Annotated in this window: 17 protein-coding genes and 4 pseudogenes; 5 read left to right on the top strand and 16 right to left on the bottom strand. The window is 58.6% G+C overall.

All coding sequences use genetic code 11. From position 1 onward, the window contains the following. Positions 1-16: 16 nt before the first annotated feature. The 6 genes from ACVJGD_RS40885 to ACVJGD_RS40860 form a co-directional block, all read right to left on the bottom strand. Positions 17-1,171 carry a hypothetical protein gene (locus tag ACVJGD_RS40885; protein ID WP_456639420.1) on the bottom strand — a complete coding sequence of 385 codons (1,155 nt, stop codon included), beginning with the start codon at positions 1,169-1,171 and terminating at the stop codon, positions 17-19. A 74-nt stretch (positions 1,172-1,245) separates the two neighbouring features. Further along, on the bottom strand, positions 1,246-2,343 hold the full coding sequence (locus ACVJGD_RS40880; RefSeq protein WP_456639419.1) for an ABC transporter ATP-binding protein: 1,098 nt from the start codon (positions 2,341-2,343) through the stop codon (positions 1,246-1,248). Between the two features lie 25 nt (positions 2,344-2,368). Next, complete coding sequence (locus ACVJGD_RS40875; RefSeq protein ID WP_456639418.1) at positions 2,369-3,181, bottom strand: carbohydrate ABC transporter permease; 813 nt, start codon at positions 3,179-3,181, stop codon at positions 2,369-2,371. Further along, complete coding sequence (locus tag ACVJGD_RS40870) at positions 3,178-4,080, bottom strand: carbohydrate ABC transporter permease (protein ID WP_456639417.1); 903 nt, start codon at positions 4,078-4,080, stop codon at positions 3,178-3,180. Before ACVJGD_RS40870 ends, ACVJGD_RS40875 begins: the two co-directional genes overlap by 4 nt. Further along, a complete protein-coding gene (locus ACVJGD_RS40865) occupies positions 4,080-5,375 on the bottom strand; it encodes an extracellular solute-binding protein (protein ID WP_456639416.1) in 1,296 nt (431 codons plus the stop codon). Before ACVJGD_RS40865 ends, ACVJGD_RS40870 begins: the two co-directional genes overlap by 1 nt. A gap of 41 nt (positions 5,376-5,416) precedes the next feature. After that, a complete protein-coding gene (locus ACVJGD_RS40860; RefSeq protein WP_456639415.1) occupies positions 5,417-6,631 on the bottom strand; it encodes a CaiB/BaiF CoA transferase family protein in 1,215 nt (404 codons plus the stop codon). Positions 6,632-6,889: 258 nt separating this feature from the next. Between ACVJGD_RS40860 and ACVJGD_RS40855 the strand changes: the two genes are divergently transcribed. Both ACVJGD_RS40855 and ACVJGD_RS40850 read left to right on the top strand, forming a co-directional pair. Then, positions 6,890-7,981: a LacI family DNA-binding transcriptional regulator gene (locus ACVJGD_RS40855; RefSeq protein WP_456639414.1), complete on the top strand. Its 1,092-nt coding sequence runs from the start codon at positions 6,890-6,892 to the stop codon at positions 7,979-7,981. 215 nt (positions 7,982-8,196) lie between these two features. Beyond that, positions 8,197-8,856 carry an enoyl-CoA hydratase-related protein gene (locus ACVJGD_RS40850; protein WP_456640545.1) on the top strand — a complete coding sequence of 220 codons (660 nt, stop codon included), beginning with the start codon at positions 8,197-8,199 and terminating at the stop codon, positions 8,854-8,856. Positions 8,857-8,924: 68 nt separating this feature from the next. Here ACVJGD_RS40850 and ACVJGD_RS40845 read toward each other — a convergent pair whose 3' ends face one another. Beyond that, the gene (locus tag ACVJGD_RS40845) at positions 8,925-9,200 is read right to left on the bottom strand and encodes a hypothetical protein (protein ID WP_456639413.1); all 276 of its coding nucleotides are present in this window, start codon (positions 9,198-9,200) and stop codon (positions 8,925-8,927) included. Between the two features lie 732 nt (positions 9,201-9,932). Beyond that, positions 9,933-11,610 (bottom strand): annotated as a pseudogene (nodU, locus tag ACVJGD_RS40840) (nodulation protein NodU). Positions 11,611-12,715: 1,105 nt separating this feature from the next. Here nodU and ACVJGD_RS40835 point away from each other — a divergent pair. Both ACVJGD_RS40835 and ACVJGD_RS40830 read left to right on the top strand, forming a co-directional pair. After that, positions 12,716-13,735, top strand: coding sequence for an IS110 family RNA-guided transposase (locus ACVJGD_RS40835; protein WP_456639412.1), 1,020 nt, complete (start codon positions 12,716-12,718; stop codon positions 13,733-13,735). 195 nt (positions 13,736-13,930) lie between these two features. Continuing rightward, a pseudogene (locus ACVJGD_RS40830) lies at positions 13,931-14,496 on the top strand (transposase); the annotation flags it as partial. Between the two features lie 29 nt (positions 14,497-14,525). Here ACVJGD_RS40830 and ACVJGD_RS40825 read toward each other — a convergent pair. Beyond that, complete coding sequence (locus ACVJGD_RS40825; protein ID WP_456639411.1) at positions 14,526-15,206, bottom strand: DUF2290 domain-containing protein; 681 nt, start codon at positions 15,204-15,206, stop codon at positions 14,526-14,528. Further along, positions 15,203-17,353 carry a DEAD/DEAH box helicase gene (locus tag ACVJGD_RS40820; RefSeq protein WP_456639410.1) on the bottom strand — a complete coding sequence of 717 codons (2,151 nt, stop codon included), beginning with the start codon at positions 17,351-17,353 and terminating at the stop codon, positions 15,203-15,205. Before ACVJGD_RS40820 ends, ACVJGD_RS40825 begins: the two co-directional genes overlap by 4 nt. 299 nt (positions 17,354-17,652) lie before the next feature. Here ACVJGD_RS40820 and ACVJGD_RS40815 point away from each other — a divergent pair. Continuing rightward, a pseudogene (locus ACVJGD_RS40815) lies at positions 17,653-18,226 on the top strand (transposase); the annotation flags it as partial. Between the two features lie 1,069 nt (positions 18,227-19,295). On the opposite strand, the gene ACVJGD_RS40810 reads toward ACVJGD_RS40815, so the two are convergent. The 6 genes and pseudogenes from ACVJGD_RS40810 to ACVJGD_RS40785 all read right to left on the bottom strand — a co-directional run bounded on the left by ACVJGD_RS40810 (position 19,296) and on the right by ACVJGD_RS40785 (position 25,439). Further along, complete coding sequence (locus ACVJGD_RS40810) at positions 19,296-19,991, bottom strand: ABC transporter ATP-binding protein (RefSeq protein ID WP_456639409.1); 696 nt, start codon at positions 19,989-19,991, stop codon at positions 19,296-19,298. After that, complete coding sequence (locus ACVJGD_RS40805; RefSeq protein ID WP_456639408.1) at positions 19,984-20,718, bottom strand: ABC transporter ATP-binding protein; 735 nt, start codon at positions 20,716-20,718, stop codon at positions 19,984-19,986. Before ACVJGD_RS40805 ends, ACVJGD_RS40810 begins: the two co-directional genes overlap by 8 nt. Beyond that, complete coding sequence (locus tag ACVJGD_RS40800; protein ID WP_456639407.1) at positions 20,705-21,799, bottom strand: branched-chain amino acid ABC transporter permease; 1,095 nt, start codon at positions 21,797-21,799, stop codon at positions 20,705-20,707. The genes ACVJGD_RS40805 and ACVJGD_RS40800 overlap by 14 nt, the downstream gene beginning before the upstream one ends. Positions 21,800-21,805: 6 nt before the next feature. After that, positions 21,806-23,023, bottom strand: a pseudogene (locus ACVJGD_RS40795) (substrate-binding protein). Between the two features lie 7 nt (positions 23,024-23,030). Beyond that, positions 23,031-23,888: a branched-chain amino acid ABC transporter permease gene (locus ACVJGD_RS40790; RefSeq protein WP_456639406.1), complete on the bottom strand. Its 858-nt coding sequence runs from the start codon at positions 23,886-23,888 to the stop codon at positions 23,031-23,033. A gap of 36 nt (positions 23,889-23,924) precedes the next feature. Further along, on the bottom strand, positions 23,925-25,439 hold the full coding sequence (locus tag ACVJGD_RS40785) for an amidase (protein WP_456639405.1): 1,515 nt from the start codon (positions 25,437-25,439) through the stop codon (positions 23,925-23,927). Positions 25,440-25,579 lie beyond the last annotated feature (140 nt).

Raw genomic sequence — 25,579 nt, 5'->3', positions numbered from 1 at the left:
CAGATTGCATCGAAGATCAGATCTTTTCGGGCTCGATCATTCCATCAAGCACATTCAAAGACTCCAACAGATAGTAGGACCCGAAAATCGTCTCTGCATTGCACGCCGAATCCTGAGCGCGCGCGTCGCGCCGTTTGTTGAAACAGGCACCGACCAGCATACCCGACGGACGGGCTTCGTTCGGGCCCGCGGTCGTGAGATAACCATTGATCAGTGCCGTTGCCGTGCGTTCGCCCGCCTCACGATATTTGCCGCGCAACTCCGCCGACGGCGCGAGCTGCCCTAGCTTCAGCAGTGCAGAGCACGCGATTGCCGTTGCCGCGGTGTCGGTCTCGGTATGGGGGATCGCAGGATCATCAAAGTCCCAGAACGCGACCATGCTGGCTGGCACATGCGAAAGCCACCAATGCGCTCCTGCAATCAGTTGCTCCATCCAGCGCCTCTCTTGCGGACGGTGAGCACACGCGATCGCCGTGTAGACGAGCCCCCAGGCTTGCGCCCTGCCCCACACGCTCGTGTCGCTGACCCCCTTGTGGGTGAAATGACGGACGACTTCGCCAGTCGCGGGATTTAGCTCGCTGGACTGAACGATTGAGCCGTCAGGACGCATGTGAATGTCGAGCACGCGCGTGGTATGTCGTGTCGCGACGTCGGCAAACGATGCATCGCCCGTCTTTCCTGCCGCCCAATACAAGAGTGGCACCGCCTGCAACGAATCGATACTGCTGAACGAACTGCCAACGTCGTCTGATTCCTCGGCATCGCCGCCGAGCGGAATGAGGTCCAGTTTCGGGGCGAATTGAGCCTTCAGTGACCGGGCTGCATCTATCGCCAGCGCAGCTGCGGCCCTGTCTCCGCACAGGAGATCGCCAAGCGCGGCACCGTAGTAGAAGCCAAACCCTTTGAACGCGGTTTGCAGATGAGCACGCGGCTTGAGACGGATGCTCCACATCCGAGCGGCATCGACGTACTTTGCCTCGCCCGAACGTCGTGCCAGCAGCCATAACATGCCCGGCCATGCTCCACCGGTCCAATCACCATCCGGGGTCGTTGTCCATTTGCCTGTTGTGGCGTCCGCCCAATGCGGGAACTCTGTTCCCAGAACGCCAAGCGTCTGATCGATCCGCGCCTGCATCTGCTCGATCGCTTGGCTCCATTGCGACTTGCCCATATTCACCATCTCCTGCTTTTTTTGCCCGTCCTGGCGATTGGCTTTCCGTCCCTGCACAAGAACCGTCCAGCACGTTATCTGATCGCCGCTTCGGTTCTCGGATCGAAGAACTTCAGCGCGTTTCGATCCACGCACATCTGTACGCTTGTATGAGGGCTGATCTCGATCTCGGGAGCGATGCGCGAGGCCATGAGGGTGTTATCCGCCACATTGAGACCGATCACCAGTTCCGAGCCGAGCTGCTCGGTGACAGTGACGACCCCGCGAAATGAGGAGCCCTCGTTCCCGGAAGGCGAAGCTAGGCGAATATGCTCCGGCCGAATTCCCAGAGTTACCGTCTTTGACCCGTGCCTGCGCAGTACTGTTGCCTGCTCCGGTGAAAGCTGGACCTCGAAGTCCTTCCTTTGAGCTGACATGAGATCCTGCTGCTCGACCAGCTCGACCTCCATGAAGTTCATAGCTGGCGCCCCGACAAAGCTCGCAACGAAGCGGTTGGCGGGACGATTGTAGATCTCAAGGGGTGTACCGACCTGCTGAATCCAGCCCTCTTTCATGACGACCACCCGATCGCCCAGCGTCATCGCTTCGACCTGATCATGGGTGACATAAACCGACGTTGTTGGCACACGTTCTCGCAGCGCCTTGATTTCGATACGCATCTGTGCGCGTAGTTTGGCATCAAGATTTGACAACGGCTCGTCGAACAGAAACACTTGCGGTCGCCGCACGATGCAGCGGCCAAGCGCTACGCGCTGCTGTTGCCCGCCTGAGAGCTGAAATGGCTTGCGCGCAAGCAACGAGTCCAGCCCAAGCATCTGGGTCGCGCGGGCGACTTCTTTGCGGATTTCCGGCTCAGGCACTTTGCGGTTCCGCAATCCGAACGCAAGATTGTCAAATACCGTCATTTGCTGATAGAGCGCATAATTCTGGAATACCATCGCGATGTCGCGATCCTTCGGCGGCAGCTCGTTGACGACTTTGTCGCCGATCCGAATCGTGAATGCGCTGATGTCCTCAAGACCTGCGATCATGCGCAATGTCGTCGATTTCCCACACCCCGAGGGTCCGACAAGCACGACAAATTCTCCATCGGCGATGGTGAGATTGACCTCATGGACGACCTGCAGTGTGCCATACCGCTTCACGACGTTGCGTAATACGACCTCTGCCATGATCTTCCTCAAGAGTTTCGAACGGCTACATCCGCAGTCCACGAATGACGTATTTCTGACCGAATATGGTCACGAGCAGCGCCGGCAGCATTGCAAGTATCGCGGTCGCGCTCATCAAATTCCATTCCGTTCCTGTCTCGGTGACGAATTGCGCCATGGTCGACGTGATCAGGGGCGTTCGCCTGCCCGACAGGATCAACGCAAACAAGAACTCGTTCCAGGTCGAGAGCCAGCAAAGGATTGCAAGCGCCGCAATCCCCGGAAGCGCAGCGGGAAGCGCCACACGGCGGAACGCTCCCCAACGTGTGCAGCCGTCGATCAGGGCGGCATATTCCATCGATGGATTGATGCCGTCGAAAAAGCCCTTCATCAGCCAGGAAAAAAAGCAGACATGGACGGCTATATGCGGCAATAGAAGTCCAATATAGGTGTCATAGATTCCAAGCTGCGTGTTGACGAGATAGAGCGGCAGCACCCAGGAAATGTAGGGAACGGTGCGGAAGATGTAGATGGTCGCAAACCAGCTGCGCTGGATTAGGCCTGCGAAGCGCGACAGCATATATCCGCTACCGACGGTAATGCCGAGCGACAGGATGGTCGCAAACGTGGCGAGCACCAAACTGTTCCACATTGCCTGCATCACCTGCGACTGATGCAGCACCTCGACGAAGTTGTTGAGCGTGAAACTCGTGCCGCGCCAGATATAGAACACACCCGATGCGGGACGGAGTGATGTCACGCCTAGAATCGCGACTGGTCCCAGGAACAGAACGAAAATTGCAGCGGCGCTGATCGCGAATACGGCCCGCCGCACGGCTTCAACGGCTAAAGCGATCATCTGGAGACATCCACAGTCCGGTTGACGAGCTTGTAGAGGCCAATCCCGACAAGCAGCATGATGATGGCTCCGACGCCGGCGGCTGCCGCGCCTCGTCCGACATCGAGATTTACGAACGCCTGAACGTAGGTGTAGACGCTAAAGACTTCCGTGCTTCGCGCTGGTCCGCCGCCGGTCAAAATCCAGACCTGATCAAAGGTGCGGAACGCATCTATCGCGCGGATCAGAACGCATACGACAATTACGGGCCGCAGCATGGGCAGTGTCACATTCCTGAAAATGCACCACGGTGTAGCCGCATCGATCCTTGCGGCTTCGAAAGGCTCGCGCGGCAAGCCCTGCATGGCGGCGAGAAGGATGATCGTAAACCAGGGAGTCCAGATCCAGATGTCTGTTGCGATGACGAGCGCGAAACTCGGCCAGCGGTCCGAAAGCCAGGGAATGTCAGGAAGACCGAGATACGACAAGAAGGTTGTGACGATCCCGAACTGATCATTGAATGACCATCGCATCATCGTCGCGGTAATAACGGGCGCGATCGTCAACGGCAAAAGGATAACTGTCCGCAGGACCACCCGTCCGAAAAACGGGCGATTGAGCATCGACGCAAGCGCAAGGCCGAACGCTAGCGATACGCCCACCGACACGACCATCAGGAGAAAGGTGTTGGGCAGGACGATCTGTAGAAAGAGGGGATCGGTAAAAACAGCGAGGTATTGCTTGAGACCAACCCAGGTCTTTTGCGGATTGACGAGAGACCAGTCCCGAAAACTCGCGTTCATTCCAATCAGAATCGGAATGATCTGGAAGCAGACAAGAACGATGGCAGCCGGCGCGATGAGAAAGAGCACAAATCGCTGTTTCTCATCGAGACCGAATGTGTGGGCGCGGCCGATCATCACTCAGCCGTTGCGCCGGAGTGAACAGGATCGAAGGCCGCCTTCAATGTCGAAGCAATGTCCTCACGTTTTCCTTTCATCGCTCGGATCAGTGTGTCAGAGTAGGTCTTGTGCACGGCTGCCCAGCTACGGAAGTAGTACGCGCTGTGCACATGATCGGCCTCAAATAGGATGGCGTGAAGCTTGCGCCAGGCAGCGTCTGTGTTTTCGAGCGCTGACCAGACGTCGGTATTTGGCGGCGGAGCTCCCGTCTGACTCCATTGGGCGATCTGACCATCAGTGTCGCCCAGCATCGCACCGAGGAGCTTCTTGGCAGCCGCTTTGCGATCGAGAGGTATGGTTTCGGGAATTGACCAGCCCCAGATGTCGATCCAGGTGCGGACGCCCTTGCCCATGGGACCGACCGGGAACGGAGCGACCCCCACCTTTCCGGCGACCGAAGATTTCTCCGGGTTGTTGAACGCGCCAAGAAAGGTGGTATCGGCAACTGTGAAGGCGGCATCACCTGCCTGGAAGATGGCGTTGGCTTCGTCGCGCGAATAGGTGGTCATGCCGGGGGGGCTGATCTTCTTTGCGTTGAGCGCGTCCCACCAGAACTCCGCGGTTTGTACTTGGCAGGGCGAATTGATCATCGGCTTCCAGCCGTCCGCGGCGAGCTTGCGGTTGTCGCGCTCAAAGGCGGGTGCATAGATGTCGCAGTTATTGTTCCAGAGCGTCCACCAGAAGCTGAAAAAGGTGTTGGTGTAGCTCATGCCGCCAACATAACCCCACTTCACTTTCTTTTCCGATTGCAGCTTCTGGCTGATCTTCACGAGATCATCCCAGGTCTTCGGCAGTTGAGCTTCGGAAATGAGATCGGTGCGATAGAACAGAATTCCGGCTGTCGTTGCCATCGACACCGCCGTCGTTTTTCCATCCGCATTATGGAATGGCTCGAGTTGTCCTGCCTCGACTTTGCGAGCATTGGGAACATCATCAAGCGGTTCAAGATACTGAGCGAGGTCTTGCCCCCAATCGTCATTATTCCAGATAATGTCGCATTGGTCGTTGGCGCCCGAGGTCAGCATCTGGGTAATCTTGGGCAAATAGACCGCATAGGATGCCACCGTCTTGTTCAGTGTGACGCCATATTTGGCGGCCCAACTCTCGAGTATCGCGACGTTTGCCACCTGCACGGGATGATTCACGTAGCAGATGCTTAGCGGCGTTTGCGATTGCGCGGATGTCGACGAGCAAACCGCACCAAAGGCGCCGCCGATAAGAAGCGCGCGCGCGAGCTTATGTCCCATTCCCATGGTTTTCCTCCTCTTGCCAAAACGTGCTTCTATCGAGACACTTATGTTCTTGTTGGGTAGCGAGACGGTACGGCGCCGACGGCGCCCTTGTCGTAGAGATCTTTCAATTGCCGGGCGCTGTAGCCAAGCTCTTTCAGGATTTCCTCCGTTTGAGCACCGAGCTTCTGCGGCGGCAAACGCACTTCCGGCAGCTTGCCGTCGTAGCGAACGGGATGGCTGACAAGCGTGATCGGGGTGCCCGTCGCCCCAGTGACGACCTGGAAATTCCTGTTGTGCACGACCTGCGGATCGGCAACGACGTCTGCATAGTCGTTGACAGCAGCGTGCCAAATTCCGCATGCCTCGAACAAGGCGACGCATTCGGCCGTCGTGCGGCTCGCGACATTGGCCGCGATCGCCGCCGAGGCTTGGTCGCGGCGGCGATACGCCTCCTTGTCGGGGATGCGCTCATCGGCAGGAAGGCCGAGGGCTTCCCACAGCGCACCGAGCGACCCAAGAGAGATCGCAATATGGCCGTCGCGCGTGGGATAAATTCCGTAAGGCGCACCGTAGTACCAACCGGCGATCGGTCCGGGCTGACGCACATCATCGGGCCTTTGGCCATTCAGATAGCAGGTAAAGGATTCCATCTGCAGGTCGAGCGCAGCTGACAGAAGGCTGACATCGACCCGGCATCCCTGCCCCGTTCGCGCTTTCCTGACCAATGCGGCCAGAATACCCGCCGCAAACAGTGCCGCGCCGTGATGATCAATTGCCGAAACGCCCACGGCCCTTGGTCCATGCTCGCGACTTCCGGTGATCACGGCAAGGCCGGATAGTGCCTGAACCAAGAGATCCTGCCCGGGGCGATAGACGTAGGGCCCATCGGGACCATACCCGGACGCCGCCGCGTAAATGATATGAGGATTGATTTTCCTCGCGTCTTCGTAGCCAAGGCCAAGCTTGTCCAGCACGCCTGGGCGGAAGTTCTCAGTGATGACGTCCGATGTCGCGATCAATTTTTTGGCAATCGCAACGGCTTCGGGCTTCTTCAGGTCGAGCGCCAGACTGCGCTTGTTACGATTGCCGGCGAGAAGCAGCATGGATTGACCATCGACCCACTTGTCCGCTCCACCCCATTTTCGCTGGAACGCACCATCCGGAGGCTCCACGGCGATCACGTCCGCGCCGAGGTCAGCGAGAAACTGCACGCCGACCGGCCCCATCAGGAAGTGATTGAAGCTCAGGACTCGAATGCCGCCCAGAAGATCGGCCATACGCTCTTGCTTTCCGTTGGACTCATGCAGAGGTATTATACTACTTCATCTCTGAAATCGATTTCAGAATAGGCGACCGGACCAGCCGAGTCAAGCGTATCGGAATGCGCGAAGCCCGCGAGCCGCCGGCATTTCATCGCTTAAGTGCTCAGAACAACGGGATTACGGGCTTGCGGAGGCTTGAGAATACTGCCCTTCGGGTGGTTTAAGCCTGATCGAACATCAACCATGCCCTCTTCGCCTGATTGAGCAGACCAGATGGACAAGAAGCCGACAATCGCCCCCAAAAGTCGTCAGCAGCCAAGAGTGAAAATTGAGGACGTTGCGCGACGGGCAAACGTGTCGCCGGCAACTGTGTCGCGGGTTCTCAATCACCCTGAAATCGTGCGGCCGGAGCTTCGTGACAGGGTGATGCGATACATCACCGACTTATCTTATACGCGCGACAGCGCTGCGAGGGCATTGAAATCGGGACGCATGCGAACCATTGGCGTGATCGTTCCGACACTAGCGCTCGGCATTTTTGCCGAGGGTGTGGAGGCGCTACAAAACCGCCTGAGCGAAAGCGGCTACACGCTGTTCATCGCGAATTCCCAATATGATCAACGCCGCGAATTCCAAGAAATGCAAAGCCTTATCGAACGCGGCATCGACGGCATCGTGCTGGTCGGGGGCTCGCACGGACGTGAACTCAGGGCGCTGATCGAACAGGCCGGTGTACCCGTGATCACGACCTATGTTTGCAAGGCGGCTGGCGGCATTCCCGCGATCGGCATCGATAACGAGAGCGCCACGCGCGAAATGACCGAGTATCTCATAGGGCTTGGACATGTTCGTTTCGGAGCGATCGCCAACGTTGTTCCTCCATCCAACGACCGATCGCGCGCCAGGCTCGAGGGTATCCAGCGCGCCCTCTCTAAAGCCAACATCCCGCTCAGGCCGACCCAGATCATCAAGGCAGATTACTCGCTCGTCCAAGGCCGCAGCGCGCTGCGCCAACTGCTCTCCGATCATCCAGAAACGACGGCGGTGATCTGCACGACCGATACGCTCGCCATCGGCGCAATGGCGGAAGCTCGAAAAATGGGGTTGAGCGTCCCGGGGGACCTTTCGATTACGGGATTCGATGATGTCGAGCTGGCGGCCCAAATGGACCCGCCGCTGACAACGATCAGCGTTCCGGCCGCGGAAATCGGCCGTGGGGCCGCCGACTATCTGATCAATGCTATCGCCGGAACTCCGGTTCCCAGAAGCGTCCAGTTGCCGTATCGGCTCGTGATGCGCTCATCGACGGCGCCGCCACGGCCGAGCGAACGTCCGGCAAGACGGCAGCGAAGCAGGGACCAGTAGTCCGGGGACGCCAGCCGCGGCGGTTGTTTTTTGAAATCGATTTCAGTACAAGGGGGGCGATCGCCCTTTTTCTATTTCTGGAGACGCAGCATGAACGCGAGGTCCGACCTAATTCTCCGGACGTCTCCCCGCCCCTACGTGCGGCTGCTGACATTGAACAGGACGTCCAAACGAAACGCCTTGAGCAATGAGCTGATCGGGGAGCTTGCGTCCGCCTGCCGCCATGCGCCGCACTCGATGATGATGTTCGCTGCATCGTCCTTTGCGGGAGCGATGCATTTTTTTCCGCCGGAGCCGACATTAAGGAGATGCAGCAGCGCGGCTTTGAGGCAATCGACAATTCCGCACGACGCAACGCATGGCGGGACATCGCCAATTTCCCCAAGCCGCTTATCGCTGCGGTTGAGGGGATTTGCTTTGGCGGCGGCCACGAACTCACGATGCTCGCCGATATCGTCATTGCAGGCGAAGGCGCGCTGTTCGGCCAACCTGAGATCAACATTGGAATTTTGCCAGGCGACGGCGCGACCCAACGTTTGACACGCGTGGCCGGCAAATCGCTGGCGATGCTGATGATCCTAACCGGCCAATCCATTTCGGCCCGTACAGCGATACAGGCCGGCCTCGTCGCGGAAGTTGTCGAAGATGGCAGGGCACAGGCGCGAGCGCTCGAAATCGCAGATATCATCGCGCACAAGCCGCCGCGTTCGGCAGAACTCGCCAAGGCGGCCGTTCTCGCTGCCTTTCAGACCACACTCGACGCGGGCCTGGAATTCGAACGGCAAGCTATCCGGTACGCATTCGCCACGTCCGACCAACAGGAAGGAATGAACGCCTTCTTCGAGAAGCGACCGCCGAACTATCGGGGAAATTAGAATGGTCAAGTGAAAGCGACGACAAAAAATCGTCAGAAATCTGAAGTTCTGCGCCGGCAAAGGTTAACCTATCGCAGGCGGATCTCTGACTTGCCAGCCAGCGGAAACAGGAATTCGATTCCCGCGTCCGAAAACGTGTTCCGGAGGATTTCCATCAACTCGCCCGGCATCGGCCGAGTGTCGCTATACTCCTCGAGCTGGCGAATGAACGCGGACGAAACCCACTTCGCTCTGCCAACTGCTTCACCGACCAGTTCAGCATGCCGCCGGCGGTGCGCAGTTGCATCCCGGTGAGCCTGATCGGGCAGTGTGCGGGCCGAGAGTTCTTCGTGGTCCACGTCCATCCAAATGCCCAAAGCAATCCCGAACGCTAACCATCCAGGGTTTCCTGAGCGGCACGGCCGTGCACCGGTACCAGCGATATCCCGCGGCTGATAGTCTTAACCGGTGCCCGACCTTGTAAGATGGCCCTGTCTCGACCGAGACCGCCCACCCTTTAAGAGCTGCACCGGGCATCTCTTCATGGAACAGATCGATCCACTCTTCGACCACAGAATGGTGATCTTCGCGGACCTTCCTCGCGTTCGCGAGCGCGGCGACGCGACCATCGGAACTGCCGATCCATAGCGACCCACCTGCGATCTGAGCCAGAGCGCTGTAGCGCTTCGCGTCAACCTTAAGGTTTGCAGCAAGTCATGTTCTTCGGTGATGTCGAGTATGACGTCGAGAACGCATTGCGGTTCACCGGCCGCCTTCAACTGCAGCACCGCGAGAGGGCCAACATAGCCTTGGCATGCTCGCGCACCAGCGGTGGAGACTGATCGCGTCTATTCGATGACGCCTCGAAGGGGGTCCTATGCCCGAAAACTCCTCGTCGTTCCTGACGCCCTCGACCACCGTAAGGCTCTTTGAATTTTTGAAAGCCTCCTGCGCGGCCGCCTCCCTACTTCAGCGGAGCGGCTGCATACTTCCGGAGTTTCAAGCCTGGCAATGGCCCGCAGTGCGCTTCATCGGTGCCATCTGCCAGCACATGGTGCGTGGAAGCATTTTTGAAAGACTTGTCGGCCAGCGATAGTTCAGCTGTAAGCCTTCTTGGTCCACAGCCGGCCATCGCACCATACGTTTTCAACGCGTCCCCACTGGCAGGCTGCTGCGACATCCGGGAAGAAGCCACGTCCATGGTGGTTGGCACTCGTGTTGCAAAGAAGCGGAATGCCCGTCAGTTTCTCGTATTCGACGAGAAGCTCGGCCACTTTGTGCTGAGACGTTCTGGAAATAGTTTGCAATCGGGCAGATCCGTCTAGATGTACAACGGCGGGGATTTTGTCCCGCCATTCCGCCCGTGTCTGATGATCGAACAGCATGTAAGGATCTGGTGTGCCGGGGCTGAAAAAGTCCGGCGCACGATCCTCTAGGCATATCGGCGCCACTGGCCGGAAGTGCTCGCGAAGTTTGATGTCGTTGAGATAGTCCTTCATTCCGGCCGATGTCGCGGCTGCTACCCAATGCCCGTGGTCCGAGCTCGGCGCGCCCAGCAAGAAAAATCACGGGCTTATTGCTGGCGAGAATCGTCGCAAGTTCGCGCAATTCGCACGGCGCGCCCTCCCATTCGGGCGGCGCTTCACTGCGTCGCAGGGCCGGGCCACTGTAGACCGACCATTCCAGCGCTATGAAGCCTTTCTGCGCTGCCATTGCGCAGCAAGCGGCACCGATCGCAGAGCCGCTGTCATTGGGAACGGGCGGCACCCAGACAGCATCGAAGAGCCCGGTCGCACGTACTGCACTGTTCCATTTGATGTTGAGACCGCAACCACCGGTTATACACAAATTCCGCGGTCCCGGAACACACGAATGCCGGCGCAAGACAATCGCCATTTTGCAGACGAGCAGACGCTCGACGAAGCAATGAAACGACGCAAGTACATCTTCCGGTCGACTGGCCTTCAATCGGAGCGCGGTGGCATCGAAGAAGTCATGCACAGCCGCACGCAAGTCGAAGTGGTCTTGCACAGACCCACGCGAGGCTGCCGCGCTGTATCGTCGGGCAACCTCAGTATCGGCCGCAAAGCGCTCCTCGTAAAGCTCTTGAAACACCGCCACGATATCTTCGTCAACAGACCCGAGTGCGATGTAGGCCATCAGCTTGCCGGCAACACCCAGGTCCCACTCGGTGCGGTCCGCCCGCTTATACGGTCCGAAGTGATGGCCCGCAGACGCATAGGCATGACCTGTCATCGGGAACAGGCATTCGAGGAACCGGGCGCCGCGGCGCTCTACATAATAGAGACGTGGAAAGGTGCTACCATCCCACACCAAGCAGAACGCGGGCTGTCCGGCTTTGGCAAAAGGGCTGGTGCAGTATGCGGAGGCCACATGACCTGTGACGTGCGGATAGCTAGTATAAGGGAAGACCCTGCCATCGAGCATCAGGCCAAAGCCGTCGCGCGGAATGAGGAGGCCATCGGCACGGCGTTCCAGATACGGTCCCCCTTTGAGAGTGATAGGCGCCGCACCACTGAGGACCTCGAACTGCGACTCTACATCCCCCATCCAGCCGTCGATGACGAACTGATCAACATCCCCCGAATCCATACCGTGCTCCGCCAAAGCGGCGACAATTTCATCGAGATTTTCAATGGCTTGATACCGCGGATTGTTGCCCCGCTTTTCCTGCTCGACACAAAAGACAAGTCGTCCGTCTTCGACAAGGGCGATCGCTCCGTCATGCGTCAGTTTGATACCGCAGATGCGCATAAACGCGTCCCCTATTCTGTCGACTTCGTCCGGAGCGCGGAGCAGGATCCGGGCCAGGGCAAACCAGAGGAATCCGGTCGCGGTTTTGTGGCCGAGTGTCGCGTTCGTGAGCAATTTGGTGTATTTCAGACATCGGGCGTGGTTGGTTTTCGGACAGCAGCGCGCGTTGCGTCCGCCGAGCCAACTTTCGAACCGCCGAAAGGCACGCTGGCCGCTCATAGATCAAGGCGACCGACGCCTTGAGTCGCAGCAGAATACTCCTAAGCGATGCTTCGGCTCGGCAATCTCCCATGTGGCACCAAGCGCTTGTAAGAGGGGTAGAGGTGGACGATCAAGGAGCGAGGCAATGTGTCGGGACAATCTGTCCCGGCACTGCGCGCCGCGCTAGCTTGCGGACCACGATGTCTGCTGAAGTCGAACTTCTCGATCAACCTGTTGGTATCTCCTTGGCCCGAGGAGAACAGGGCTTCTGCGATATTGGCTATCGCGATGAAGTGCCTTCGTTTCCACACATGGCCCGCTACTACAGCGGGCCTACGTAAACAGCTCCCCAGCTAACAGCGCGGGACCTTTCACCTCGACCTCGAAGCCTTGCTGTGGTCGCTTCAGTGGACATGACGCTGCGCACAAGCGCCCGAAAAGCTGCAGTCGTCCTCCGCCGGTGTGGCGGGCCATCATCTTTCCGCGATAGGCACAGGCATCGCGCGTCCCTCTCATTTCTCATTTGGTGGACGAGTAAGATTCGGCAGGCGGCCGCTTACGCGCGATCCGCGCAGCGCTGGTCCCACTTGCAGTGAAGCCTATGATTGCCTTGGCATTAAAGGCGCCCGCCAGATCGGCGCCCGCGGCGGTGACTGTATGCGGAGGAGTGGTTGCTTCGGGCTACGACGCGAACCACCGAGCGCTAAATATGATGCCGCTCCTGACCTGCCACTGCGTATTTCCTCCAGATGGAGTTAGAGTCCGGCCTGAAGAAGGACGGACGGATGAAGCGAGCAAGGTTCACGGAAGAGATGGGGTATTCGGTCCCGATCGCCTGACCTATTTGCTGAGTTCCCGTTTTTGACTGACGATCATGGACCCATTCCATCAAAGGAGGAAAATCATGATCTACGTCGGCCTGGATGTTTCCCTGAATTCCGTTGCAATATGCGCGGTCGATGAGACCGGACGGCTGTTTCAGGAGGGAACGACGTCGGCAGATGCGCCATCGATTCTACGGTACCTCGCACCATCGACTGGTCAGGTTGAGCGGGTGGGCCTGGAGGCAGGGCCGACCTCAGAATGGCTGACCGCGAATCTAATCGCACTGGGGCTGCCGGCCGTTAGTTTGGAAGCCCGCCAGGTCAAGGCAGCACTTTCAGCTATGCCAGTGAAGACCGATCGGAACGACGCGCGTGGGATCGCGCAGTTGGTGAGAACGGGCTGGTTCAAGCCGGTCCACATCAAGAGTATCGGGAGCCAAAGGGCGCGAACACTGGCAGCGGCTCGCAAGCATGTCATCCGCTCAATCGCTGCTGCAGAGCAAGTCATCAGAGGCCTCCTGCGGCCTTTGGGCCTTAAAGTTGGGACCGTCTCACGGAATCTGTTTGCGACGCGAGTGCGCGAATTAGTCACCAATGACGTCATACTGCAGATGATCATCGATCCACTTATTGCCGCACGCGGAGCGCTGATGCGCGAATATCTCCGGCTGCATCGTCTTGTTCTGAAGACCGTGCGTAGCGACCCCGCGTGTCGACTCTTGATGACAATGCCCGGCATTGGACCAGTCTCTGCGCTGACCTTCCGATCCACCATCGATGATCCCAGAAGGTTCGTGCACTCTCAATCCGTGGGCGCCTATCTCGGTTTGACGCCCCGTCGATATCAATCGGGCGAGATTGATCGGATTGGGCGGATCACAAAAGTCGGAGACCCGGAGACGCGCACCGCCTTGTTCGAGGCCGCTAATGTCGTTCTCAGACCATCGACTCGATGGTCCCCGATGAAGGCTTGGGCCGTGCGGGTTGCACACCGGCAAGGGAGCAAGCGCGCGAAGGTCGCGTTGGCCAGAAAGATGGCTGTCGTCCTCCACCGAATGTGGGTCGATAGAACCGAATTCCGATGGACGGCGGCGGCGTAGAAGCGCCATTGCCCTCAGACGCCCGTCGCAGGGCGTTGGGATGGTCGAGTTCGTATGATCTGTCGTGGCGTCCCACCCCAAAGGTGGGCGACTACGCCGAAGAGCTTGAACCGACCATCCACCGAATCCCATCATGTGGCGGCTTTACCGACCACGAACAGAAGCAAGGTACCCGCGGCGCGTGTTCTAAGGGGCTTGACAGAAGCCGACCGAATACAGAAGCAGATTATCGCGATATTGAAGGAGCATGAGGCTGGGGCGAAGACGGCTGACCTGGCTCGCAAGCATGGGATCTCCGAAGCGACGATCTACAATTGGAAGGCCAAGTTCGGCGGCATGGACGTTGCCGAGGCGAGGCGGCTGAAGGCCTTGGAAGAGGAGAACGCGAAGCTGAAGAAGCTTCTGGCCGAGCAGATGCTCGATGCGGCAGCGCTTCGCGAGCTGCTTTCAAAAAAATGGTAGGGCCCGCCGCCAAGCGCGCTGCGGTCGCGCATCTGCAGGCCGTCATGAGCCTGTCGGAACGGCGGGCCTGCTCGATCGTGGGCGCGGATCGGAAAATGATCCGCTATCGTCCCAGCCGCCCTCCGGAGACGGCTCTGCGCGGCCGGCTGCGTGAGCTCGCCAATGAGCGGCGGCGTTTCGGCTACCGTCGGCTGTTCGTCCTGCTGCGACGGGAGGGTGAGCCGTCGGGGATCAACCGGATCTACCGGCTTTATCGCGAAGAAGGGCTCACCGTCCGCAAGCGGCGCGCCCGCCGCAGGGTTTGGAATGTTACGCCCAGCAATCCAACTTACGCTTGGGCGGGGACACAAAAGTGAATGAGAGTTCGTTCCTTTGCGGATATCGACTCTTCGAAATGAAATAAGTGCTTAGGAAGAGCAGTGACGAAATTATGCTCTTCAGTTTGGTAGAAATTTCTGAGAACAAACTCCACGAACCAGCGTGGAGTCAACGGCGATGTAACCGGCACTCTACAATCTTTAATATCGCCAAGCGTAAGATGACTCTTAGGATGTGCTCCGTCCTTGTGGGCTCCTTCCCGATCGTCAAAGTCGAATCGCAGTGGGAACGGGACAATTCGTCTGGAGACTATGTCAATGTACAGCTCGTCCCTCATGTATGCCTCTGGATCATCCTGGAAAGGACGAAGGTCCGGTGAGGGGTAGTACGCGAGCCGATGTTGAAGTAGACGCTCATCCTCGAAGCGATACATGAGCTGGAGCAAACCTCCATCGAGAAACTTTGCATTATAGGATCTCTTTTCGCTTAGCTCCCGGTGAATGTCTGAATATTCGATGTCTCCGAGAGCAATCGAAACATGCTCAGCTCCGCCGTATGTTACTTCCCAGGACGAGCCTGTCCGCCTCAAGACGGAAAAATTGAAATCGTCGCCTATACCACGCTCGATGACGCTCGCGATGAGCCCATCTAGATCCTTCTTTACCAGCAGTGCTCGCTTCGGTGCGGTCATTTTGCCGCTCCAAGCAGCTTCAATAGCTTGCTCCTCGTCTCCTCATCCAAATCATCTGGGACGAGCTCGCCTCTTTCGAGGGCTTCAACAAGTTCACTAGCTTGGCCTTTCTTTCGATCAAGTCGCGATTTCTCGTGCGGCGACAAGTCGCGATGGACTATCCGTAACTTGCCCAAGACCTGATCGGTTGGGTAAACAAAGTCCAACTTGAATTGCTTGGCCTTCAATGTGGAAAATTCGTTGATAAGATTGTTCATCCTCAGACCGTGGCCGACGACCCTTACCCATGCCTTGCTCCGCGTAATGGCAGTAAATAGCCGGTTGCGTAGGCTAGCGAGCCCGGCACCAGCTCCATCGCAGTCTTGAGCATTAACAACATACACCATCCCCGCTTCATTTCCCTTCGCGCGATAGATCCCGGTGAACGTAACGGAGGGCGTCTCGGTACGGAAGAATACATCTGCTTCAGTGTCCACTCCCGCCAAGTGAGTTTGTATTCCAGCCGCAAATAACTCTCGACGTATGGGGCCCAATCGGTCTCTTGCAGAAATAGGATCCGGATGAATCACAATGATGTCGTCGTGTCTAAGCTCATCGCGCTCCAGGTTTGACCGTATCTGATCGACCAACCAGTCGTTCTGCGCTGTCTCGCTCTTAAACGCACGAAACTGCACCAGATCGTCTATTGGTGAATGATTTTCGAGGAACAATGGGCTCGTTTCAGTAGTTCGTTCAAGGACTACTGGACTGCCTTTGGCTAATTCGCCAGCGTCAATTCGATACCCAATCTCGTGCCACAGAGCGGGCTGCTCAAACATCTGCACCAGTCCGATGTCGCCAGCCTTCGGTGGTTGTCGATAGATTCCAAAACCTAACGCATGCGCTGACACCAAAACTGGACGAGAATTACGGTAGCACTTCTGCAAAATTATATCGCGCCGAGAGTCGTCGCCCAAAGTGACAAGCGGATGACCATCAATGTCATTGCCAAAGATTTCCTCCGGCGGAGGAAGGGAGACTCCAGAAAGGTTCTGTAATTCGTCATACGCATAGACAAGGCGCTTCGGCTCGCGAAGCATTGCGTAGCAAAGCCTCAGAAAACTCGGCGCAAAGTCTTGCGCCTCGTCTACAAGTATCGCATCGTAAAGTTGAGGAGGATGTGGAGGAGCCGCCAAGGCGGCTTGGCATGCGCCCTCGAACGCCTTGTCATTGCCTCCAAAGCGTCGACTGGCGCTTCTTAAATCCAAAAACTCCTGTCCCGCGGATCTACAGTATTCATAGTAAATGCCATCCCGGTCGACGCCTCCCGGAGCGCCCCAGGCATTTACAATGCGGATTTTTGTCCAATCCGGTTCTTCGCCACTCTGTTCGACACAGAAATTATTGATCAGTCTTCTGAATTGACCTTTAAGTGCTCTCGTGTGGAAGGTGACCGCAATACGCCACTCAGGATGTTGGCTGTGAAGATACGCCGCCTTAAGCGCGAGGACGATAGTTTTTCCAGAGCCAGCCAGCCCCCTAATTCGTTGGACGCCCTCCACGGTTTCAATCACGGCTCGGTTCTGTCTATGATCCAGCGTCGCAATGCTGTCTTCGAGCTGCTTAAGCTTGGCTCCGCGCGAATCCGCCTTTGTTACTTCTCTCTTCGACCGACTCTTACGAATTGACGAAAGACTCTCGATGGCCGACAAAGTCATACGATAGAGATTGTCGTCTCCGCCTTGCCAATCAATCTCGGCTAGAACTGCGGCGAGGGTCTGGTCCGTCGCTAGAGGGTAACGGTCTTCAGCCGGCCGCCGAGGGTCCGGCAATCCTGGCGCATAGGTGACTACAGTCAGGGGGACTTGAAGGCTGCGGCCTTTGACAAGCTCGCGATGCAATTTGAGGCGCGCCTCAATCTTGTTTGCGAGATCGTCTTGTCGAGCGGCGTAGTCACCGATATTGGGACCTTCTACCAAATCGAACAAGACGATTCCCTTTTGAGGACTCACCATCGTCGCGTCGATCGAATATTTTCCGTCTGGAGTAGCGACAAGAGGGTAGCCGAAAAAACACTCTCCGCTGACACTATCCACTTTCAACAACGCCTTCTGCAACAACTCGCTTGCCACAGGCTTTTTGTTAAGGCCGCGTGTGAAGTTGAGCATGTGTTGCAACCTGTAGCTCTGAATGTCTGGCGTCGAATGACCACCCGCCTGGCGATGGCCCCGGACGTCAGATTGATTAGCCAAGTAGAGTTTGCAGTGCTTTCTGCGAAACTGCAATCCATCGTTGACTGATATCCGCGAGCGATCGTCAACTATAGTAGGTCTGTGCAACGAGCAATACAACGTTTGGCAGTTTGCCATGAGCTATGCGGGAAAGTGGCGTGATGACGGGTTGAGAGAGGCGGCGTATCGAGGCGGGTGTCGAGCCTGCCAGAACCTCTCGAGGAGAGCGATACGCCATGGACGAGACTACCAACATCCTGCCCCTTCCGCCAGCCATCTGCGGTTGACGATCCACTGACAGAAATTCTGCGCAACGGCGCCCGAGAGCTGCTCGCCCGGGCTGTCGAGATTGAGCTGCAGGCATTTCTGGAGACTACCGCGGAGCTGAAGCTGCCGGACGGCCGTGCCAGGGTGGTGCGGCACGGCTTTGGCCCTGCACGCGAGATCGCTACGGGGATCGGCGCGATCGAGGTCGCGCGGCCCAAGGTCAGGGACCGCGGTGCGACTGGAGCTGATCGGATTCGCTTCACCTCGGCAATCCTGCCGCTGTGAGCGCGGCGGACGACGAGCCTGGATGCCATGCTGCCGATCCTCTATTTGCGCGGCATCTCGAGCGGCGATTTCCAGGAAGCGCTGTTGGCGCTGCTCGGCAAGGATACGCCGAACCTGTCGCCTTCGGTGATCTCAGGCTTGAAGAGCCAATGGCAGAGCGAGTACGAGCGCTGGCAGAAGCGCGACTTGTCGGCGCGGCGTTATGTCTACGTCTGGGCCGACGGGGTCTTCCTGCAGGCGCGGATGGCTGAGAGCGCTGCCCGCAAGCTTGAGGCAATGCTCGACGGCAACACGTTGGTGAACGCGGCGCTTTCATGGACCGAGAACGTCTGAATCTTAACCCGCACGTTGGCGGCCGGCGGAACGGGGCCGCCGAACTTGCATCGCGGAACCTGCTGCTGTCGGATGATTGACTAAGGCGGCAGTACGCAGTCTAGGGTCCGCGCTTGTGATTGTGCACGGGAAGCAATTGAAAAAGATTACGAAAAGACGCCTTCGCCTGCTCTTAGAGATAGAGAGGATCATCGGTCGGGAGTGCTACAACGCAAAAACGCAAAAATGGGGACCTAACGAGGTCTTTGAAGGGGAAGGCCGTCACTTTCCGATCACATTCATCGACTCGAACGGCGACAAAATAAAGCGGAAGAATGTAGATAGTTCGCTATCCGCTGAGGTAGCGATTACCGGATACTATGCGTTCGGAGCGAACCAGCTACTGATAATGCGGGCCCTGGACAAAGTTATCAGGCATTTGGAGGACAACCACGGTTTCAGCATTAGTTAAAGTGGTGTCGTGGTGAACTTTGCTTCCTGGGCAGAATGCATCCAAACCTTGCGTAAGCCATGTCCCTATCTAAGTGGAATGCTCCGAAACATGGTTGCGTGCAAAAAAGAACATGGTGCGGGTTCGTTCGGATCGGGATAACAGGGAAAGGCATCGAGCCCAATTATCTAGACGCGTTCTCGCTTCCGATACAAGAAGTTGTCGTCACTCATGCAGTGCAAGCAAGGCCACGCAAAGCTGAGGTCCGCGCTGCAGGCAATGATTGCATAGGTTGTCTTGTTTGAGGGACGATGCGCAACCTGGAAGCGGCTGCTCAGAAAGATGGGCTCGGTTACTCGGGAGAACGTTTGTCGCACGAGAGCGTCTAAATGGCGTCAAAAAGCGTCTAAACGTTCTCACTCTGTGCTTGGCGAGTGAGACGCTAGATGCTTTATTTTGCGAAAGGATTTTTGGTGGGCGCACCAGGGCTCGAACCTGGGACCCGCTGATTAAGAGTCGTCAAATGTTTCCAAACTCAGTATAGAACTGATACTGCGGCACAACCTATGGCGCGAGATACCGCAGCAGCTCGGGATTGCCACGAACATCGCCGGCCGCGCCCTGCAGTGCGATGCGGCCGCGATCGAGCACATAGGCGTAGTCGGCGACGCGGAGGGCGAGATCGAGATGCTGCTCGACGATGACGACGGCGATCTCCTTTGCGAGCTCGATCAGACGCTCGGTGATCTCCTCGATCACGCCGATCCAAACGCCCTCGGTCGGCTCGTCCAGCAACAACAGTTTGGGATTGCCGAGCATCGCACGACCGATGGCGAGCATCTTGCGCTCGCCGCCGGAGAGCGTGCCGGCCGCCTGGTCGAGTCGCTGGCCGAGCTTCGGGAAGATCGTCAGCACGCGCTCGACGGTCTGCGCATCGCTGTTGAACAGCGAGCCCACCGCAAGATTGTCGCGCACCGACAGGCGCGCAAACACCGAATGCTCCTGCGGCACGTAGCCGATGCCTGCCCGCACCCGCTGCTCGGTGCGGCGGCGGCTGATGTCGCGTCCATCGAAGGTCACCTCCCCCTTCCACGCCGGCAGTTCGCCCACGATGGTCTTCATCAGCGTGGTCTTTCCCGCGCCGTTGCGGCCGAGCACGGCGACGCCGCCGCGCCAGGAAATGCCGAGGGTGACGTCGAACAGAACCTGGCTGCGGCCATAGCCGGCGTCAAGATGCTTGATGTCGAGAAACTCAGGCACGGCGCAAGTAAATCTCCTGGACGTTTCTGTTGGCCTGGATGTCCGCCACGGTGCCGGACGCAAGCACCTTACCCTGGTCGAGCACGGTGAGCCGGTCGCAGATGTCGCGGATGAAATCAAGATCATGCTCGACGATGACGAGCGAACAGTGCTTCTTGATCGGCTGCAGAAGCTCCCCGGTGACGCGGCGCTCCTCCAGGCTCATGCCGCCGGTGGGCTCGTCCAGCAGCAACAGTCGCGGTCGGCCTGCAAGCGCCATCGCGATCTCCAGCCATTGCTGCTGGCCGTGCGACAGCGTCGCCGCCGCATCAAAGGCGCGGTCGGCGAGGCGAAACTGAGAAAGCATCGTCATGATCTGGTCGTGCAGACGTCCTCGGGTCCGGGAGAACACGAGATCGAACAGCGAGGACTGCGCCTGCAGCGCGAGCAGGACGTTGTCGTAGAGGGTCAGCGTCGGGAGCACCGAGGTGATCTGGAATTTCAGGCTCATGCCGGCCCGCGCCCGCTCGGTCGACGTGGACGCAGTGATGTCGGTGTTGACGAAGCTGATCTTGCCTTGCGTCGGCACTTCGGCACCCGCGATGCATTTCATCAGCGTGCTCTTGCCCGAGCCGTTCGGACCGATCAGGCCGTGGAATTCGTTTTGACCCACGGTCAGCGCCGCACCGTCAAGCGCGGTGAGCTTGCCGAAGATCTTGGTGATCCCCGCGGCCTCAAGAAGCGGCATTGCGCTTCTCCTTGGGTTTGGCGCCGAAGCTGCCGACCCGCTCGCGCTCTCCGAGCACGACGCTGATCAGGCCGAGCGGCCGGAACAGAATGACGAGCAGCAGCAGGACGCCGAGAATGATCGGCCAGATGTCGCGATAGTTGCCCGACAGCCAGAAGCTGACGGCTTCGACGATGGCCGTGCCGATGACGGCGCCGATCAGCGTGCCAGAGCCGCCAAACAGCACGTAGAGCACGACCTGGGTCGAGACCACCACGCCGACCATGTTGGGCCACACGAACCCCTCGTGAAAGGCGTAGAGGCTGCCGGCAAGCCCTGCGATGGCGCCGCCAACCGTGAACACGATGGCCTTGAGATGCTGTGTCTTGTAGCCGAAGAAGGCGATGCGCTGCTCGTTTTCGCGCAAACCTGCGAGCGCAAGGCCGAACTGCGAGCGCACCAGGAACCGGCAGAGGAGGTAGACGACGACGAGGAGGCCGAGCGCCAGATAGTAATAGACGGGCCCCTCCGAAAATTCGTAGGAGCCGAACGTCATCGGCGCAATCGAGGGAATGCCGTTCTGACCGCCGAGATAGTACCAGCCGCGTGCGAGGCGGTCAGCGGCGTAGGAGCCCGTCAAGGTACCGAGCGCGACAAAGATCACGCTCGAGGGATGCCGGCCGAGCAGCAGGAAGCCGCCGAGCAGAAGCGCGAAGGCAAGGCCGATCAGCGTTCCCGCCGGCAGCACCAGGAAAACCGAAGTGATGTCGAGGTCGCGTGCCAAGAGCGCTACACCGTACCCGGCCGAGCCGAAGAACAGGGCCTGGCCGAAGCTCATGATGCCGGCATAGCCCCACACCAGATCGAACGAGAGGGCGAAGAGCGCCAGAATCACGACGCGGGTTGCGAACACCGTGAGATAGTCCTGCAGCACCAGCGGCATGACTAATGCTGCGATTAGAACCAGCCCTTCGATGATGAGCAAAACTTTTCTGCCAGGGCCAGCTCGTCCCGCAGATTCGCCTGCAGCCATCGTGACGTCAACTTCGTCGCCAATGTTGGCGTCGATGGCCTCTCTTACCGCGCTCATCGCCTTCAGCATTCCGCCTCAGCATTCCTTGGGATCGACGAGACCGTTGCTGCGTCGGATGATTTCATACTTCCCACCCTTTGCCACCGCCGTGTACATGTTCATCTTGCAATGCCGCTTGCCCGGCACCATCTCCGCCGGCCCGCCCGGTCCCTCGACAATCTTCGCATGGTCGAGCGTCGCCGCCACCGACTCGCGGTCGATCTTCCCGGCTTCCTTGACGGCGGCTTCCCACAATTTCAGGCCGCGATAGGTGCCGGTCGCAGCACTGCCGGCGGCAAACAGGAAGTTCCCGGGAAACTCCGTTTCATAGGCCGCCTGGATTTTGGCAGACACCGGATCATCTTTGGCGACCGCCTTGAAATAGTCGAGACAACTCGTAAGTCCCTCAATTTAGTTGGCCTGATGAATGTTGAGCATGTTCTCATCGTACGTCACGGCAGAAAGCCGCCCGCCGTTCTTGAGGTAGCCCGCTTCGCTCAGCTGCTTAAAGAACGGACCGACCCCGGGCGGAATAACGGTGTTAAAGATGGTGTCGACCTTATTGGAGATGATGCGGTTGACAGTTGCGGAGAAATCGACCTGGTCGAGTGGATAATACTCCTCGAACACAACCTCACCGCCATTGGACTCGATCAACTTGCGAGCATGCGCGTTCAGGGTGTGTGGCCAGACGTAGTTGGCGCCTGGAAGGGCGAACCTCTTGCTCCCATTCTTGATCAGCCAGGGGATGAACTCGTCGCATTGCTGGGCTGGTGTGGGGCCAGTGCAGAACAGGTATGGCGTGCATTCCTTACCTTCATAGAGCTGCGGATAGATGTAGAGCGTTTTGCCGCGCGCCACGATCGGATCCTTGATCGCGTTGCGCATCGAGCTCGTGATGCCCCCGAGCACCATGTCCACCTTATCGCGCTGAATCAGCTTGCGGACGTTGCCCACCGCAACCGATTCATTGGAGGCGGTGTCTTCAATGTAGAGCTCGAGCGGCCGGCCCAAGATGCCGCCGGCATTGTTGATCTCCTTGATCACCATCTTGGCGACATTGGCATCCGCGTTGCCGGCGTAGGCGATCGGGCCGGTAAGATCGGTCGCAATCCCGACCTTGATCGGACCTTCCGCCGCATTGGCCCAGTCGGGGCGGATCACCCAACTGCCGGCGCCTGTGGCGATCGCACCGGCCGCGAAAGCAACATTCGAAAGAAAACGACGCCATGTGAGTTGGACGCGATCAGCAATCATATCACTAAACTCCTCTTCCAGCGATGAGGCCTTGCGGCCGGAACTTGATGAAGGCGATGGCAAGCACGAAAACGAGAACATCGGCGACCACGGGCGCCATGACCCAGGGCAGCGCCGCGCTCAGTGCGCCAATTACACCGGCGCCTGCCACCGGCCCGATAAAGGAGCCGACGCCGCCGACCATGACGGCAACAAAGCCCTGGATCAGGAAGCGAATGCCGAGATCGGCGAACAAAGTGAACACCGGCACGATAAGCGCGCCCGCGAGCCCCGCCAGCGCCGCGCCGAAGGCAAAGGTGGCGCCATAGATGAACGGAGTAGAAATGCCGGAGGCGCGGGCAAGCGTGGGATTTTCCAGCGTGGCGCGCACGCGCAATCCAAAGCTGGTGCGCGACAAGAGAAGATAGCAGGCACCCATCACCAGGACCGTGATGACGATGATGGTGAAGCGCCAGGCCGAGATATGGATCGCGCCGATGTCAATGGATCCGCCGATCGGCTCCGGTACCGTCAGATAGAAGCCGCCGATCAGGCCGCGCACCGTCTCGCGGATGATCAGGCCAAGCGCATAGGTGCCGAGCATCGCCACGATCGGCGCCGTATAGAAACGGTGGATGATGAGTCCTTCGAGCACGAAACCGAGCATGCCAACCAGAAACGGTGCGGCCGCCATGCCGACCCAGATCGGGAGCCCGTGGCTATAGCTGAGGTAGGTGATATAGGCGCCGAGCAGCACGAACTCGCCTTGGGCAAAATTGAAGATGCCCATCATGCTGGCGATGATCCCGAGACCAAGCACGATCAGGACGATGATCGCGCCGAAGCTTAGGATCTCGAATGCCGCGACGAATGCGTTAGCCATAGGCTGCGATCCGGTCCGCCAGTATGTGCCTTCCTCTCACATCTTCTTCCAGTCGCCGATCTGCTCGAAGGCATAGGCAGCGCGGTAGATCGTCGATTCCTCGAAATAACGGCCGACCAGCATCAGTCCGACGGGCAAGCCATCGACCATGCCGCAAGGCAGTGACATCGCCGGATGATGCGTGATGTCGAACGGGGCGGTATTGGTGAACATCTCCGTCGCACGGGCGACATAGTCGGCGCGGCTGGCATTGACCGGTGGCAGCGGCGTCGCCTTCATTGGCGTCGTCGGCATGAGCAACAGGTCGTAGGTCCCGAAGGCCTTGTCGTAGGCCGCAGCCAAGCGGCGGGAGATGTTGAGCGCCTTGCCGTAAAACCGGGGACCAAAGGCGTTGTTGATGTAGGCGCCGAGTAGCAGGAACAGCTTGTTTGTCTCGGACAATGAGTCCGCCTGCCGGCGCCAGCCGCGATGGAAATCCATCAGCGAGGTCGGGTACAGATCGCCTCGGCTGAGACCATAGCCGTCGCCGAACATCATGGTCTGGACTGCCCCCTCAGTGCCGATCGGGGTCCAGATCGCCGCCCCCAAGAGATGCATCGGGATCGAGACGGTTTCAAGGCTCGCACCGAGATCCTTAAAGCGCTCGGCTGCCTCGCGCACGCTTTCGTTGACCGCGGCCTCCGCGCTCGGCTGCTCAAAGCCTTCCTTGAGGATGCCGATCTTCATCCCCTTGACGCCGGCAGCTAGCGCCTTGGCGTATTCCTCGACCTTCGGTGCCTTGATGCGTGGATCGTAGCCGTCGTCACCGGCGATCACCTCCAGCAGAAGCGCATTGTCGGCCACTGTTGCCGTCATCGGCCCGGTGTGGTCGATAAAAATCTCGATCGGCATGATCCCTGTATAGGGGACGAGGCCCCAGGTCGGCTTCATGCCGTAGGTGCCGCAGAACGAGGACGGCATGCGGATCGAGCCGCCCTGGTCGCCGCCGATCGCCATGTCGACCTCGCCGAGCGCGACGACAACGCCGCTTCCCGAGGACGAGCCGCCAGCCGAATAGCCCATCTTGTGCGGGTTGTGCACCGGACCGGTTGCATTGGTGTGGCTACCACCGGAGAGGCAAAAGGACTCGCAATGCGCCTTGCCGGCGATCTCGGCGCCGGCGTCGAGCATGCGCGTGACGATAGTTGCGTCGAAATCGGGCACATAGCCCTCGAGGGTCGCCGAGCCGTTCATCATCGGCACGCCCGCCAGCATGATGTTGTCCTTTAGCGCAACCGTCTTGCCCTTGAGCTTACCGCTGGCCGCACCCTGGACCTTCGTCTTGCGGTACCAGGCGTTGCGCGGGTTTTCCGCCGGCGATGGTCGGTAGCCCGGCGTACGTGGATATTTGACCGGCGGCAATTCATCGGGCATCGCCGCAACGAGGTTGTAGGCGTCGATCGAGCTCTGCATCAGGCCGCGAAACGAGGCGACATCTTCATCGCTCAGCGAAAGACCGCATTGTTCGGCGACGCTGCGAAGCTGGGTTGGCGTCGGAAGGGCAACTGACACGAGGCTCTCCTGAAGGTTTCATCCCGGAAGTTGGGCCGCTCGTCGGCTTCCACTACGGCCGCTTATGAACGCTTCGTGACGATATGCGGCGCAAGTGCATCGCCTAGAGGGCTCGCAACGCGATCTGAGTAATGTTGGGT

The organism is Bradyrhizobium sp. USDA 10063, from assembly GCF_054063735.1.
Note: the sequence above shows the minus strand (reverse complement) of the source record. Positions and strands in the feature narration are given on the sequence as shown.

Excerpts from the sequence above, each read along its gene's own strand:
- ACVJGD_RS40820 (WP_456639410.1), bottom strand. The coding sequence starts at position 17,353 with ATGCTCAACTTCACACGCGGCCTTAACAAAAAGCCTGTGGCAAGCGAG.
- ACVJGD_RS40845 (WP_456639413.1), bottom strand. The coding sequence starts at position 9,200 with ATGGACGTGGACCACGAAGAACTCTCGGCCCGCACACTGCCCGATCAG.
- ACVJGD_RS40805 (WP_456639408.1), bottom strand. The coding sequence starts at position 20,718 with ATGCCGCTTCTTGAGGCCGCGGGGATCACCAAGATCTTCGGCAAGCTC.
- ACVJGD_RS40800 (WP_456639407.1), bottom strand. The coding sequence starts at position 21,799 with ATGCTGAAGGCGATGAGCGCGGTAAGAGAGGCCATCGACGCCAACATT.
- ACVJGD_RS40790 (WP_456639406.1), bottom strand. The coding sequence starts at position 23,888 with ATGGCTAACGCATTCGTCGCGGCATTCGAGATCCTAAGCTTCGGCGCG.
- ACVJGD_RS40875 (WP_456639418.1), bottom strand. The coding sequence starts at position 3,181 with ATGATCGCTTTAGCCGTTGAAGCCGTGCGGCGGGCCGTATTCGCGATC.
- ACVJGD_RS40860 (WP_456639415.1), bottom strand. The coding sequence starts at position 6,631 with ATGGCCGATCTTCTGGGCGGCATTCGAGTCCTGAGCTTCAATCACTTC.
- ACVJGD_RS40885 (WP_456639420.1), bottom strand. The coding sequence starts at position 1,171 with ATGGGCAAGTCGCAATGGAGCCAAGCGATCGAGCAGATGCAGGCGCGG.
- ACVJGD_RS40855 (WP_456639414.1), top strand. The coding sequence starts at position 6,890 with ATGGACAAGAAGCCGACAATCGCCCCCAAAAGTCGTCAGCAGCCAAGA.
- ACVJGD_RS40835 (WP_456639412.1), top strand. The coding sequence starts at position 12,716 with ATGATCTACGTCGGCCTGGATGTTTCCCTGAATTCCGTTGCAATATGC.
- ACVJGD_RS40825 (WP_456639411.1), bottom strand. The coding sequence starts at position 15,206 with ATGACCGCACCGAAGCGAGCACTGCTGGTAAAGAAGGATCTAGATGGG.
- ACVJGD_RS40880 (WP_456639419.1), bottom strand. The coding sequence starts at position 2,343 with ATGGCAGAGGTCGTATTACGCAACGTCGTGAAGCGGTATGGCACACTG.
- ACVJGD_RS40870 (WP_456639417.1), bottom strand. The coding sequence starts at position 4,080 with ATGATCGGCCGCGCCCACACATTCGGTCTCGATGAGAAACAGCGATTT.
- ACVJGD_RS40865 (WP_456639416.1), bottom strand. The coding sequence starts at position 5,375 with ATGGGAATGGGACATAAGCTCGCGCGCGCGCTTCTTATCGGCGGCGCC.